Source organism: Actinophytocola xinjiangensis, assembly GCF_001921215.1.
GTDB classification, from domain to species: Bacteria; Actinomycetota; Actinomycetes; order Mycobacteriales; family Pseudonocardiaceae; genus Actinophytocola; species Actinophytocola xinjiangensis.
Genome location: NZ_MSIF01000037.1, coordinates 26,598 through 39,524 on the forward strand (window position 1 = coordinate 26,598; position 12,927 = coordinate 39,524).

Here is a 12,927-nt window from a genome sequence, read left to right on the forward strand (position 1 = left end):
GGCCAACCTCCTCGTCGAGGGTCACACCGGGGGTGGGGTCGCCGCGAGTTCGCCGAGCTTCGCGCGCAACTGCGCGACCGCGGCCGTGGGGGTCAGGTCGCCGGCCTCCACCGCGCCGACGGCGGCGCCCATCACGATCTCGAAGTTCGACCCGGACCCGGAGTACCAGCCGGGCGGGTCGTAGACGGCGGCGTCGGCGGCCGAGGCGTAGTGCGACTGCGGGGTGAGGGCGGCGTAGCGGTCGCTGGTGGCGACCGGCTGCCAGGTCGGCACGTGGCCGCCTTCGGCCCAGGTGAGGCTCTGGTCGAGCATCGACCGGACGAACCCGAGCGCGCGGTCCAGACCGGCGCGGTCGCGGTCGGCGCGCACCGGCAGGACCAGGGTGTGCGAGTCGGCCTGCACCGCGTACTCGTCGCCGAACACGTGGGGGACCAGCGCCATGCTGAACGGCAGGCCCGCGGTCTGGAGGGTGGAGATCTCCCACTCGCCGTTGAGGTGGAACCCGGCCGCGCCGCTGGCGAACAGGGCGATGGCGCCCTGGTAGTCGACGCTGCCCGGCATCAGTCCTTTCTCGACGGTCAGGGTGCGCAGGTAGTCGAGCACCTGGACCGCTTTGGTGTCGTCGAGCACGACCCGGGTGCCGTCCTCGGCCAGCACCTCGCCGCCGAGTTGGGCGTAGAGGGTCTGGAACAGCCGCCACGGGGAGGCGGTGTCGGAGTTGATGCCGTGGGTGGCGCCGTAGCGGCCGGTGACCTGCCGCGCTCTGGTCAGCGCGTCCTGGAACTGGTCGGGGCCGGTGATCGGTGCGAGCGTGCCGTCGGCGGCGAGCAGGCCGGCCTCGTCGCAGATCTCGGTGTTGTAGAACAGGACGAACGGGTGGGTGTCGATCGGGATGGCGTAGACCCGGCCGTCGACCAGGCCAGCGTCCCAGGCGCGCCGGTTGAACCGGTCGGCGGTCAGGCCGTGGCGTTCGAGGTCCTCGGGGAGCAGTTCCTCCAGGAGGTCGCCCTGGACCAGGGTTTTCATCCTGGTCAAGTGGGCGGCGGCGACGTCGGGCGGCAGGTCGCCGACGGTGGCCAGCGCCAGCTTGGTGTAGTAGGGGTTTCCCCAGGCCAGGGTCACGGCCTGGAGGTCGAGGTGCGGATTGGCCGCGCGGTAGGCGTCCTCCATCTGCCGCATGCGGACGCCGTCGCCGCCGCCGAACAGGTTCCAGTAGGAGACGACCGCCGGGTCGGGCGGTGTGCTGAGCAGGCCGGCGCGGACCGAGGAGCAGCCGGTGAGGGCCGCGCCGGAGAGCAGGCTCGCGCGAAGCAGGGTGCGTCGGGTGATCGCGGACGGGCGCATGGTCCGGCTCCTTGGGAGTGCACCGGAGTGAGCGCTAACAACTATGCCTGGTTCCGCGAGCCCCTGGCAATCACCTGTGTCGTGTGAGCGTAAACATGGCTAGCGCGCCGGGGTGAACCACCGGACCAGCGCGGCCGTGAGCCCGTCGGGGTCGGTGCCCGACCAGGCGACGTAGCCGTCGGGGCGCACCAGCAGCGCGTCGGTCCGACCGTCGGCGCCGGCCCGCGCGTGCCGGACCCGTCCGGCCAGCGGGGCCACGGTGTCGGCCAGGGCGTCGGTACCGGTCAGGTCGACCAGCACGGGCTGGGCCTCGCGCAGCAGTTCGGGCAGCCGGCGGGCGGCGCCCTCGACCGTCAGGTCGAGGGAGGGCGCGAAGGCGCCGGCGAGCGGGCCGGGGTCCTCGCCCATGTCGTAGCGGATGTCGGCGCCGGCCATCAGCGCGGCCAGCCGGCGCACGTTCTCGCGGTCGGTGAGCAGTTCGCCGAACAGCTGGCGCAGCGCGGTGACCGCCGGACCGGGGGCCAGCAGCGCGGTCCGGTCGGCCTGGGTCGCCATCGACACCCGCTCGCCACAGGGGCGGCGCTCGGACTCGTAGGTGTCGAGCAGGCCGTCGGGGGCGTGGCCGCGCACGGTCGCGCCGAGCTTCCAGGCCAGGTTGGCCGCGTCCTGGAGTCCGAGGTTGAGCGTGGGGCCGTTGCCGACGTGCGCGGCGTCGCCGGCCAGGAACACCCGGCGGTCGCGGTAGCGCTCGGCGAGTCGGGTGTTGCGCCCGGCGGTGCGGCGCAACAGGGTCGGCGCGCCCTCGGGCGGCGGGGTGAGCGGCACGCGGACGCCGAGGACCCGTTCGACGCTGTGTTCCATCTCGGCCAGGGTCAGCGGGGGGCCGCCGGGGTCGGGCGTCCACTCGACGGTGTTCACCAGTGGTCGCGCGGGATCGTGGGCGAGGATGGTGAACACGCCCCGGTCGGTGCGGTGGAAGTGCGCGGGGATCTCGCCCAGGCCGTCGATCTCGACCCGTCCCATCGGCCCGAACCGCACGGCGTCGCTGGCCCCGACCAGCGCCCAGCGTTCGACGACGTCGTCCTCGGTGACCCCGGGAAAGCCGATCCCGGCGGACTTACGTACCAGGCTGGCGGCACCGTCACACCCGACGAGGTACCGCGCGGCCTCCGTTCCATCCACTGTGGACACTTCGACCCGGTCGTCGTGCTGGACGAAGGACCGCACGTCGGTTCCACGCCGGACCTCGACACCCAGTTCGGCGGCGCGCGCGGCGAGCACCCCTTCGAGTGCCCGCTGCGGGACCGGCAGCAGGTACATCGGGTTGTCCTCGCCGAGGGTGTGCAGCGGCAGCGGCAGCCCGCCGAAGAAGAAGCCGGGGGCCGGCTGCGGCGCACCTCGCCCGCCGCAGCGTTCCACCAGGCCACGGTGGTCGAACAGCCGCACGACCTGGCCGGCCAGACCGTGGGCCTTGTCGGCCGGGTCAGGCTCCGGCCGCCGCTCCAGCACCAGCGGCCGGGCGCCCGCGAGCCGCAGCTCGCAGGCGAGGAACAGGCCGACCGGCCCACCACCGACGACGATGACGTCGAACATCAGGATGCCGCCTCAAGATACGTGAATGTTTCTTAGGGCGGTCAACGTAGCGAGCCGGGATAAGATACGCAAGTGAATCCTCAGCGGACGCGGCGCCGAGGCCCCGCCCTGGAGAACGCGATCCTCGACGCCGCCTGGGACGTCCTGGTCGAGCACGGCTACCACGGCCTCACCTACGAGGCCGTCGCCGCCCGCGCGCACACCAGCCGCCCGGTCCTCTACCGCCGCTGGCCCACCCGCGACGACCTGCTGCTGGCGACCATCACGCGGTACCGCGCCGCCCAACCCGTGGAGATCCCGGACACCGGCGACCTGCGCGCGGACGCCATCGGCTTCCTGCGCAACGCCGACGCCGGCCTCACCGGCATGATCACGCTGATCAGCGTCCAACTGATGGACTACTTCCGCGACACCGGCACCAACTTCACCACCCTGCGCGACGCGCTCGGCTCCCCCACCCCGACCCCGTGCGAGATCATCGTCGCCCGCGCCGTGGCCCGTGGCGACCTGCCCGACGTCCCCCGCTCACGCCGCCTGCTCAACCTCCCGTTCGACCTGTTCCGCCACGACGTGCTGATGACCCTGCGCCCCCTCCCGGCGCACTCGCTCACCGAGATCGTCGACGAGATCTGGCTGCCCCTACTGCGCCGGTGAGGCCACCAGGTGCTCGCGGGCCCAGTCCTCGAAGCGGGTGAGCGGCAGGCCGAGGTCGCGCGCGTACTCCGGGCGGCCGGGCTGACTGGCGACGTTGAACCACTCGTGGCCCACGCCCATCGCCGGCAGACCCGCCGCGAGCGCCTCGTCCACGGTCATGTCCGGGGCGGGGACGGGCCGGCCGAGGACGCGGGTGAGCACCTCGGCGATCTCGGTCATCGACAGGTACTCGCCGGCCAGTTCCAGTTCCACGCCGTGGAAACGGCCCGGGTCGGTGATCGCGGCGGCGGCGGCCGTGCCGATGTCGGCCGCCGCGACCAGGGACAGGCGGGTGTCCGGGCGCACCACGCTGACGAGCCCGCCGTCGACACCCCGGGGGAACAGGAACGCCATGGAGGGCAGGAAGTTCTCCATGAAGAAGCCCGGCTTGATCAGGGTCCAGCTGGGGAAACCGGCGGCCCGGACCCGGTCCTGGATCGCGGTCTTGGCCTCCATCGCGGGCGCCAACATCGACCACCGGCCCTCCGCCCAGCCTGGCACCGACCGGTGCTGACCGACGCCGGTGGCCGACGTGTACACGAACCGCGTCACCCCGGCCGCCAGCGCGCCCTCGACGAGGTTCACGCCCTGGACGACCTCGCCGGCGAAGTCGAACCCGTCGGCCGTCGCTGCCGGCATCTGGACCGAGAACACGGCACCGGCGCCGGTCGCCGCCGCCACGATCGAGTCGCGGTCGCGCAGGTCCCCGGTGACCAGTTCGGCGCCCAGCGCCGCGACCGCCCTGGCCCGCGCGGTCGACGGGTCACGCACGAGCGCGCGGACGGGAACGCCGTCGGCGAGCAGGGCGCGGGCGGTCGCCCCACCCTGCCGGCCGGTGGCACCGGTCACGAGTACGGGATCCATGGGCACTCCTCACATCATAAACGGCGGGGTCCGCCGTTTTGTCTCCGCTACGATACGGCGGACCCCGCCGTTTAGGAAGTGCCATGCCAGATCAGCGACGCGCCGACGCCCGCCGCAACCACGCCCGCATCCTCGCCGTGGCCGAACGCGAGGTCGCCGCCCACGGCAGCGAGGCGTCCCTGGAACAGATCGCCCGCACCGCCGGCGTTGGCTCGGCGACCGTGCGCCGCCACTTCCCCACCCGCCACGCCCTGCTGACCGCCGTCTCCCACGAACGCGTCGAGGCCCTGCGCCGCCGCGCCCTCGACCTGACCACCCACACCGACCCCCGCCAAGCGCTGCTGGACTGGCTCGACGAGGTCGTCGCCTACTGCGTCACCGCCCGGGGCCTGGCCACCGCCCTGTCCTACGACGAGGCCCTGGTCCCCGAGAACTCCTGCTCGGCGACCCTGGAGGAGGCGGCCGGCCCGCTGCTGGACCGGGCGGCCGCCGACGGCGCGGTCGCCGACGGCGTCACCGTCCGCGACCTGATCACCCTGGCCGTCGGCATCGCCCTGGCCGTCGAGCACCACCCGGACCCGCCCGCCACCGCCCAACGCCTGTTCGGCCTGGCCGTGACGGGACTGAGCCCGGTCAGGCGGTAGCCGCGCCCCGCCACCGCCCCGGCGGCACACCGTGGTGCCGCTTGAACGCCGCCGCGAACGAGAACTCCGAGGCATAGCCCAGAGATCGGGCCACCACGGCGAGCCCCGCGTCCCCCGAGCGCAACTGCTCGCGAGCCAGGGCCATCCGCCAGTCGGTCAGGTACGCCAGCGGCGCCACGCCGAGCAGGGCGGTGAACCGGCGCGCCAGCGTCGCCCGCGACAGGGACGCGGCGGCGGCCAGGTCGGCGACCGTCCACGCCCGCGCCGGGTCGGCGTGCACCGCCCGCAGCGCGACACCGACCGCCGGGTCGGCCATCGCGCGGAACCAGGCCGGGGCGGCACGCAGGTCGGCGGACAGCTGCTCGCGCAGGGCCTGGACGAGGATCACGTCGAGAAGGCTGTCGAGCAGGGCCTGCTGGCCGGGGCCCTCGTGCAGGAGCTCACCGGCGAAGACGTCGACGGTGGCCCGCAGGCTCGACCCGGCGCCCGGGCGCACCACCGTCAGCTCCGGCAGGGCGGCGAGAAGCCCGGCGCACAGGTCGCCGTCGAAGGAGTAGGCGCCGCAGAAGAACGTCGTGGCGTCGCCGGTGCCGGCGCCGAACTCGCGGCGCAGCGTTCCGCAGGACTGGGCGACGGGCGGCTGACCGTCGAACGGCACCGACGCCGCCCCGGGCGCGTGCGCCATGAACTGGGTGGACGTCGAGCGCACCAGCAGCAGGTCGCCGCCAAGGACGTGCCGGGAACCGCCCGGGTCACCGACCCAGGCGTAGGCCTCGCCGCCGAGGATGCCGTGGATCGCGAGGCGGGCGCCGACCGGGAACCGCACACCCCACTCACCTCGGGCACTCGAATGCGAGAACGCGGCACCACGCGCCCGCGATCGCTGCAACAGATCCGTCAGAACGTCCACAGCCTGAGACGCTCGCATATTTCCCCGCTCGTTTCCAGCATGGAAAGTGTCGCCGGACCCGGGTTGGGTAGTCGGCAGGAACACCGAACCCGAAGGAGGGGCCGAATGCCCAAGGCAGTGCGGTTCGACGAGTACGGCGACGTCGACGTCCTGGACGTTCGCGAGGTGCCCGTGCCGCGACCGGCGGCCGGCGAGGTACTGGTGCGGGTGCGCGCCGCCGGGATCAACCCGGGCGAGAACTCGATCCGGCTCGGGCTGCTGCACGAGCGGTGGCCGGCCACGTTCCCCTCCGGCCAGGGCAGCGACCTGGCCGGCGTGGTGGAACGGTCCGGCGCCGGCTGGTCGGCCGGCGACGAGGTGGCCGGCTGGGTGGACACCCGCTCCAGCCACGCCGAGCTGGTGGCCGTGCCGGCCGAACACCTGGTGGCCAGGGACCCGGCCGTGCCGTGGGAGGCGGCCGGCGCGGTGTTCGTCGCCGGCACCACCGCGCACGCGAACGTCCGGGCCGTCGCCGCCGCGCCGGGCGACACGATCGTCGTGGCCGGAGCCGCCGGTGGCGTCGGATCCCTGACCGTGCAACTGCTCCGCCACGCCGGCGCGACGGTCATCGGCCTGGCCAGCGAAACCCACCACGACTGGCTGCGCGCCCACGACGTCACCCCGGTGCCCTACGGCGACGGTGTCCTCGACCGGATCCGCGCCGCCGCGCCGCAGGGCGTCCAGGCGTTCGTCGACACGTTCGGCAGCGGTTACGTCGACCTGGCCCTGGAGTTGGGTGTGCCCCAGGACCGGGTGAACACGATCATCGACTTCGCCGGGGCCGCCAGGACCGGCGTGCGCAACGAGGGCATGGCCGGCTCCGCGAACGCCGAGGTCCTGGCCGAGTTGCTCAAGCTGATCGCGTCCGGCGACCTCGAGGTGCCGATCGCGGCGACCTACCCGCTCACCGAGGTCCGCGCCGCCTTCCACGAGCTGATGCGCCGCCACACCAGGGGAAAAATCGTCCTCCTGCCACGATAATCGACTGTATGACGGCACACTTCTGGGACGCCCAGGCCGACCGTTTCGACGAGGCCCCCGACCACGGCCTGCGCGACGCCGAGGTCCGCGCGGCGTGGCGCGACCTGCTGCTCCCGGTCCTCCCCCCACCCCCGTCGACGATCGCCGATCTGGGGTGCGGGACCGGAAGCATCAGCGTCCTGCTCGCGGCCGAGGGCCACACCGTGACCGGCGTCGACCTGTCCGCCGCCATGGTCGCCGCCGCCACCGCCAAGGCCTTGTCCGCCTCGTTTGCCCCGCCCGCCGCGTCCGCCGCACCCGCCGCGTCCGACGAGGCGGCCGTGTCCGGCGTGGCCGGCGTCCGGCCGACCTTTCACCAGGGCGACGCGGCGACCCCGCCCCTGGAACCGGGCACGTTCGACGTCGTGTTCGCCCGGCATGTGCTGTGGGCACTGCCCGATCCGCTGGCCGTCCTCGGCCGGTGGATCGGGCTCCTGCGTCCCCAGGGTCGCCTGGTCCTGGTCGAGGGCCACTGGTCGTCCGGCGCCGGCCTCACCGCCGCCCACACCACCGACCTGATCGCCGCCCACGGCCGGCAGGCCCACCTCGACCCCCTCACCGACCCCGTCTACTGGGGCGGCCCCATCACCGACGAGCGGTATCTCATCGTCAGCCCGTGAGGCACCGGACGCAGTCCTCATTTCTGCATTCCACCGAGAGTGACCTCACCACGGACTGGGTCAAACTACCAGCCAGTAATCGCTCGATCTGATGTTCAGGGTTCTACTCTGGCCATGCCTTGGCCTCACGTGGGCAAGCGCATGCCTGACGGAATTACATGCCCGATCAAACAAAAGCCCTGGCCAAGACCACAGAGGACTGCCAGAACCGATCCTTTTGCGACCTACGACGACGGCTTGCACAACGGGGGGTGTCAAGAGCTGTGCCCAGACCGCAACGCGGTATAACTTGCCCGGTACATGATCGTCGATCAGAAAGTGAGGAAATTCGTGGCAAGTTGGGCCGGGAGGACCGTGGTCCTGACATTGACTCTGGTGTTGTTGGCGGCTGGCAGCACCATCGCCTCGGCCGCACCGCCGCTGCACCTTCCCTACAATTCACCGCGAGCCCAACTCGTGGCGGCACACAACGACTCGGCTCTCTCCACAGAGACCGGACAGACCGGGGAGGACGGTGCACCGCGATCGGCCCACGAGGCCGGTACCCCGCGACCGGGAAGCGGAACTCACGGGAGGATCTCGTCCGCTGACCCGGGCGTCAGCCCGTCGCTACTGAGCCGAGTGGTGTGGCACATACTCAACGCCGCTGCCCTTCGCTAGTCGGTCACACCTGAGCCGCATGGCCGATTCGGACAGTGCTACCCACCGGTAATCCGTCCCCACGCGCGCATCACGGTCTCCGGAAGACTGGGGGTGGTCGAGGAACAGACTCCTCGACCACCCCCGGCGTCTCTCACCGACGAGTGGTACCTCCTCGATGAGACCCTGAGGCCCTCGCGCCACGGCCCTTGGTCCCGCCAGCACGGGACGTCCTCCCGCTGCGGGAGCCCGCGAATCCTGGTGCCATGGAGTCTGCGGACTCGGGAGCAGGTGACAGGCCATGGACAGTGACGACCCTCGTGAGGCGATCGACCACGCCCTGCACGCGGCGGTCAGGGCGCCGTCGGTGCACAACACCCAGCCGTGGCGGTTCGTGGTGCGGGGGCCGGTGGTGGAGGTGTGCCTGGACGGGGACCGGGTGCTGACCGTCGCCGATCCGGACGGGCGGGAGGCGCGGTTGTCCTGTGGGGCGGCCCTGTTGAACCTGCGGGTCGCGTTGCGGGCGGCCGGCCGGGCCGTGGTGGTCGACCCGTTGCCCGACCCCGCCCACCCCGAGCTTCTCGCCACCGTCCGGGTGGCGGGGCGCCGGCCGGCCACGCCGGCCGAGCGCGATCTCGCCGACGCCGTCGGCAACCGGACGACCAACCGGCGGCCGTTCGTCGACCGGATCGTGCCGGGGTCGGAACGGAGCGCGCTGGTCGCGGCGGCGGACGCCGAGGGCGCGCATCTCCTCCTGTTGGACACGCCGCGCGCGTTGGAGACGTTCGCGACGTTGCTGCGCCGGGCCGACCAGCGCCAGGAGGACGACCCGGACTACCAGGCCGAGCTCCGGGCCTGGACGACCGGCGACCCGGCCCGGCACGACGGTGTGCCCAGCGCCGCCGGCGGGCCACGGCCGGCCGGCACGCCACTGCTCAAGCTGCGTGACTACCCGGGCCGGCGCACCGCCGAGCGGGAGTTCGAGCAGGACCCGCTGGTGGCGATGGTGACCACCGCCGGCGACACCGCGCTCGACCATCTCCGTGCGGGGCAGGCGATGCAGCGCGCGTTGCTGGTCGCCACCTCCGCCGGGCTCGGGGCGTCGTTCTTCTCCCAGCCGATCGAGCAGCCCGACCTCCGGGCGGCGCTGCGCACCGGCCTCACCGCCGGGGCGCACCCGCAGGCGGTGCTGCGGATCGGCTACGGCCACCGGGGGGCGCCCACTCCGCGCCGCCCGGTGGCCGAGGTGACCAGCTACCGCACCGAGTAGGCGTCGACGAGTGTCTGGGTGACGGTCCTGCCTTCCTGGCCGGTGGCGCTGGCCCGCACCGACACCGTCTCGCCCGCCCTGGGCAGCGACAGCGACACCACGCCGAACGTGCCGTCGGGCAGCGGGACCACCACCGACGGCACCCAGCGTTCGCCGTGGTCGGTGGAGGTCCAGAAGCGCAACGTGCCGCGCTCAGCGACGATCGGGCCGGACTGTCCGACCGTTGTGGACAGTCGCACCTGGATGGTGACGGGGTGGCGGGCGCGCAGCTGGCCGGTCTGGTCGGTGTTCGGTTCGTAGCCGACGTTGAGCAGCTGCGTCGGGTTGTTGAACGGGCCCGACTCCGGCGGCGCCTCCGAGGTGAACGTCCACGACGTGTCCGCCCGGGTCGCGAAGGGCAGCGTGTCCTGGTCGGGCGTGATGCTGTGCTCCAGCCGGTAGTTCGCCCGTTCCGTCGGCACGTCGAAGTACCGCGTCGCCCTCGGCGCCACCTCGACGCCCTCGCGGAACAGGCGCAGCGTGATCGGCCCCAACGAGTCGAGTGCCTGGCCGGTGTGCTGGCCGTCGCTCAGGTCGATGGGCACGTTGAGCGAGCGGCGGCTCTGCTGCACGCCGATCGCCGCCGGCGCCACGCCGGAGAACCACGAGCGCGTGATCCGCTCACCGGGGCGGAAGCTGTTGCGGTAGGTCCCGAGGTCGACCGGGCCGCGAACCCGTTGGCTCCACAGCACGTCCTCGCGCGCGGTCAGCTTCTCCACCACCTTCGCCGGGGCGCTCCGCTCGCGCCAGAACCCGAGCGGGGCGCTGACCAGCGGTGTCGCGGCGTAGCGCAGTTCGAGCAGGTCGGCCTGGTCCTGGCGCACCGTGCGGTAGTCGTGGACCTCGGTGGCCAGCTGCCGCACCTGCCTGGCGTCGAGGTGGAACCGCGGCGGGTCGGGGATGGTCGGCGAGTCCAGCAGCAGCTCGTAGGCGTCGGCCTGGCCGGGGCGCGGGTGGTCACCGGCGACCAGGCGCCAGTGGGTCTGGAACAGCGACCGGCCGGTGCGCACCGGGTCGGTCGGCTCGACGAACACACCGCCGTTCTCGACGTCGGCGCCCGGCGCGTAGATGATGCTGCCGACCGTGCCGTCGTCGACGGCGTCGCGGTGGACGTAGTGCAGGGCAAGGCGTTGCGTGGTGGTCGACGCACCGGCGACGGTCGCCGGCCGCACCGGCAGCGCGCGGCGCGCGTCGATGGTGAGCGTGACGTCGGAGTCCACCCGCACCTCGGACTCACCGGCGAGCGAGATCGACGCCGGCTCGTCGCCGTCGGCGGGGGTCTCCACCCGGGCGACGATGCTGAACGCCCCGGGTGCGACCCGCGCGGTCACCTGGCCGTTCTCGTCGAGCTGGGTGGTGATCAGGCCGCCGCCGTAACGCTGGGTCAGGTCGTCGACGTTGCCCAGCCAGACGGTGCCGCCGGCCCACGGCTGGCCCCGGCGGTCCAGCACCGTCAGGTGCACGTCGCGGCGCGGCGCCTCGACGGCGGCGTTGAGCGGCAGCGTGGTGTTCTCCTTGCCGGGCCTGGCGATCGTGACCAGACCGGCGTAGAGGCCGGGGTTGCCCAGCGTCGGGTCGACGGTGACGGTGACGGTCCCGGTGGCGCCCGGTTCGAGGGTCAACACGCTCGGCTCGACGACGAACATGTCGTCCGGGGCCTGCTCGTTCCAGTGGTTCTTGGCCGAGTCGGTGAAGGTGAGCGACTCGGTCCCCTCGCCGGTGTTGGTGATCGTCACCGGGATGCTCGACGACTGCTGGCCCTCCGGCCAGCGGCGGAACCGGAAGTCGACGGACGCGCGGTCGTAGCTCAGGGTCTCGCCGACGGCGTCGGTCAGGTCGAGGACGCCGGCGCCCTCGGCGTTGGGCGCGGGGAAGGCGACCTGCGCGTCGGCCGTGGTCATCAGGGTGTTCTTGACCTCGCGCCAGGTCCAGTCCGGGTGGCGCTGGAGCAGCAGGGCGGCGGCGCCGGCGACGTGCGGGGTGGCCATCGAGGTGCCGGTCATCGCGACGTACGGGTCGCCGCCGCCGGCGCGGGCGCCGAGGATGTCGACGCCGGGCGCGGTCAGGTCGGGCTTGGCGCGGTAGGTGCCCCGGGTGGGGCCGTTGCCGGAGCCGTACATCGGCAGCAGGTTGCGCCCGGCGTTGCCGACGGTCAGCGCGCTTTCCGCGACGCCGGGCGAGTCGACGGTGCCCGGCCCCGGCCCGAAGTTGCCGGCCGCGACGACGAACAGCGCGCCGGTGCTCTCGGTGAGGTTCTCCAGGGCCTCGACGACCGGGTCGTCGCCCTCGCCGGCGGTGGCGCCGAGGCTGAGGTTGACCACGTCCGCGCCCTGCGCGGCGGCCCACTCCATGCCGCTGATCACCCACGACTGCTGGCCCCGGCCCTCGTCGTCGAGCACCTTGGCCGACATCAGCCGCGAGTCGAACGCGACGCCCCGGCGGGCCCCGTCCGCGGCGGCCCCGCTGCCGCCGACGATCGAGGCGACGTGCGTGCCGTGCCCGTGGCCGTCGCCGGCGGTGGCCTCGTCGGTGAAGTTGACCTCCTCGGCGACCCGGCCGGCGAGGTCCGGGTGGTCGGTGTCCACGCCGGTGTCGAGCACGGCGACGTCGACGCCCGCACCGGTGAGCCCGCCGTCCCACGCGCCGGGCGCGCCGACCGCGTCGAGGTTCCAGTCCAGCGCGGCGGTGGTGACCGGGCGGTCGAGCCACACCCGGCTCACCCCGGCGGAGCGGGTACCGAGCGTGCGGGCGAAGCTGGTGGCGCCGCGCTTGGGCAGCTCCACGGCCGTCGCACCGATGCTGGGCAGTTCCTTCGCCGCCCGCAACGTGCCGACGCCGGGGGCACCGCGCACGATCAGCGGCAGGGCGTCGGTGTGCGCGTCGCCGTAGCCCATCTCCACCAGCGCGGTGACGTTGAACAGGTCCATCTCCAGCACGTCCGGCACGAGATGAGCCACCCCGTCCGGGATGACGTAGGCGTCCTCGCCCCGGGTGAACGTGGTGAACGAGGCCGCCGAGTCCTCTCCCCCGGCCGGCTCGACGACCGTCACCGGACGCCCGCCGGAGGTGTCCACCGTGACCCGGTCCCCGGTGATCAGCGTGACCGCCTCACCGGCGGCGGCCGGCGCGGCGGCTGGCGGCGGATCCGCCGACGCCGGGCCGAGAGGCACCGCCATCGTCACCGCGGTCGCGAGCACGACGAGAAGGACGGACCGGGGGCGCGGACATCTGCGGGACGACATGCCACCAACG

The 12,927-nt window shown here is 73.2% G+C and carries 10 protein-coding genes; 5 read left to right on the forward strand and 5 right to left on the reverse strand.

Annotated features, from left to right (window positions below):
* Positions 1-21 precede the first annotated feature (21 nt).
* Together BLA60_RS38950 and BLA60_RS38955 are read right to left on the reverse strand one after the other, a co-directional pair.
* Entirely contained in the window at positions 22-1,344 is a 1,323-nt protein-coding gene (locus BLA60_RS38950; protein WP_075138117.1) for an extracellular solute-binding protein, read from the reverse strand.
* Between the two features lie 99 nt (positions 1,345-1,443).
* Positions 1,444-2,937 (reverse strand): FAD-dependent monooxygenase, encoded by a 1,494-nt coding sequence (locus tag BLA60_RS38955; RefSeq protein ID WP_075138118.1) that lies wholly within the window; start codon positions 2,935-2,937, stop codon positions 1,444-1,446.
* A 72-nt stretch (positions 2,938-3,009) separates the two neighbouring features.
* On the opposite strand from BLA60_RS38955, the gene BLA60_RS38960 reads away from it, so the two are divergent.
* On the forward strand, positions 3,010-3,591 hold the full coding sequence (locus BLA60_RS38960; protein WP_075138119.1) for a TetR/AcrR family transcriptional regulator: 582 nt from the start codon (positions 3,010-3,012) through the stop codon (positions 3,589-3,591).
* Here the strand turns inward: BLA60_RS38960 and BLA60_RS38965 are convergent.
* Complete coding sequence (locus tag BLA60_RS38965) at positions 3,577-4,494, reverse strand: NmrA family NAD(P)-binding protein (RefSeq protein ID WP_075138120.1); 918 nt, start codon at positions 4,492-4,494, stop codon at positions 3,577-3,579. The genes BLA60_RS38960 and BLA60_RS38965 overlap by 15 nt on opposite strands.
* An 83-nt stretch (positions 4,495-4,577) precedes the next feature.
* Between BLA60_RS38965 and BLA60_RS38970 the strand changes: the two genes are divergently transcribed.
* Positions 4,578-5,138 (forward strand): TetR/AcrR family transcriptional regulator, encoded by a 561-nt coding sequence (locus BLA60_RS38970; RefSeq protein WP_075138121.1) that lies wholly within the window; start codon positions 4,578-4,580, stop codon positions 5,136-5,138.
* Here the strand turns inward: BLA60_RS38970 and BLA60_RS38975 are convergent.
* Complete coding sequence (locus tag BLA60_RS38975) at positions 5,128-6,066, reverse strand: AraC family transcriptional regulator (protein ID WP_084736034.1); 939 nt, start codon at positions 6,064-6,066, stop codon at positions 5,128-5,130. The two genes, BLA60_RS38970 and BLA60_RS38975, sit on opposite strands and share 11 nt — an antisense overlap.
* A gap of 87 nt (positions 6,067-6,153) precedes the next feature.
* On the opposite strand from BLA60_RS38975, the gene BLA60_RS38980 reads away from it, so the two are divergent.
* The 3 genes from BLA60_RS38980 (at position 6,154) to BLA60_RS38990 (ending at position 9,636) form a co-directional block, all read left to right on the forward strand.
* Positions 6,154-7,068, forward strand: a complete 915-nt coding sequence (locus tag BLA60_RS38980; RefSeq protein WP_075138123.1) for an NADP-dependent oxidoreductase — start codon at positions 6,154-6,156, stop codon at positions 7,066-7,068.
* A gap of 8 nt (positions 7,069-7,076) precedes the next feature.
* Positions 7,077-7,727, forward strand: coding sequence for a class I SAM-dependent methyltransferase (locus BLA60_RS38985; protein WP_075138124.1), 651 nt, complete (start codon positions 7,077-7,079; stop codon positions 7,725-7,727).
* Positions 7,728-8,667: 940 nt separating this feature from the next.
* On the forward strand, positions 8,668-9,636 hold the full coding sequence (locus BLA60_RS38990) for an Acg family FMN-binding oxidoreductase (RefSeq protein ID WP_075138125.1): 969 nt from the start codon (positions 8,668-8,670) through the stop codon (positions 9,634-9,636).
* On the opposite strand, the gene BLA60_RS38995 is transcribed toward BLA60_RS38990, so the two are convergent.
* A complete protein-coding gene (locus tag BLA60_RS38995) occupies positions 9,621-12,917 on the reverse strand; it encodes a S8 family peptidase (RefSeq protein WP_075138126.1) in 3,297 nt (1,098 codons plus the stop codon). The two genes, BLA60_RS38990 and BLA60_RS38995, sit on opposite strands and share 16 nt — an antisense overlap.
* Between the last annotated feature and the right edge of the window lie 10 nt (positions 12,918-12,927).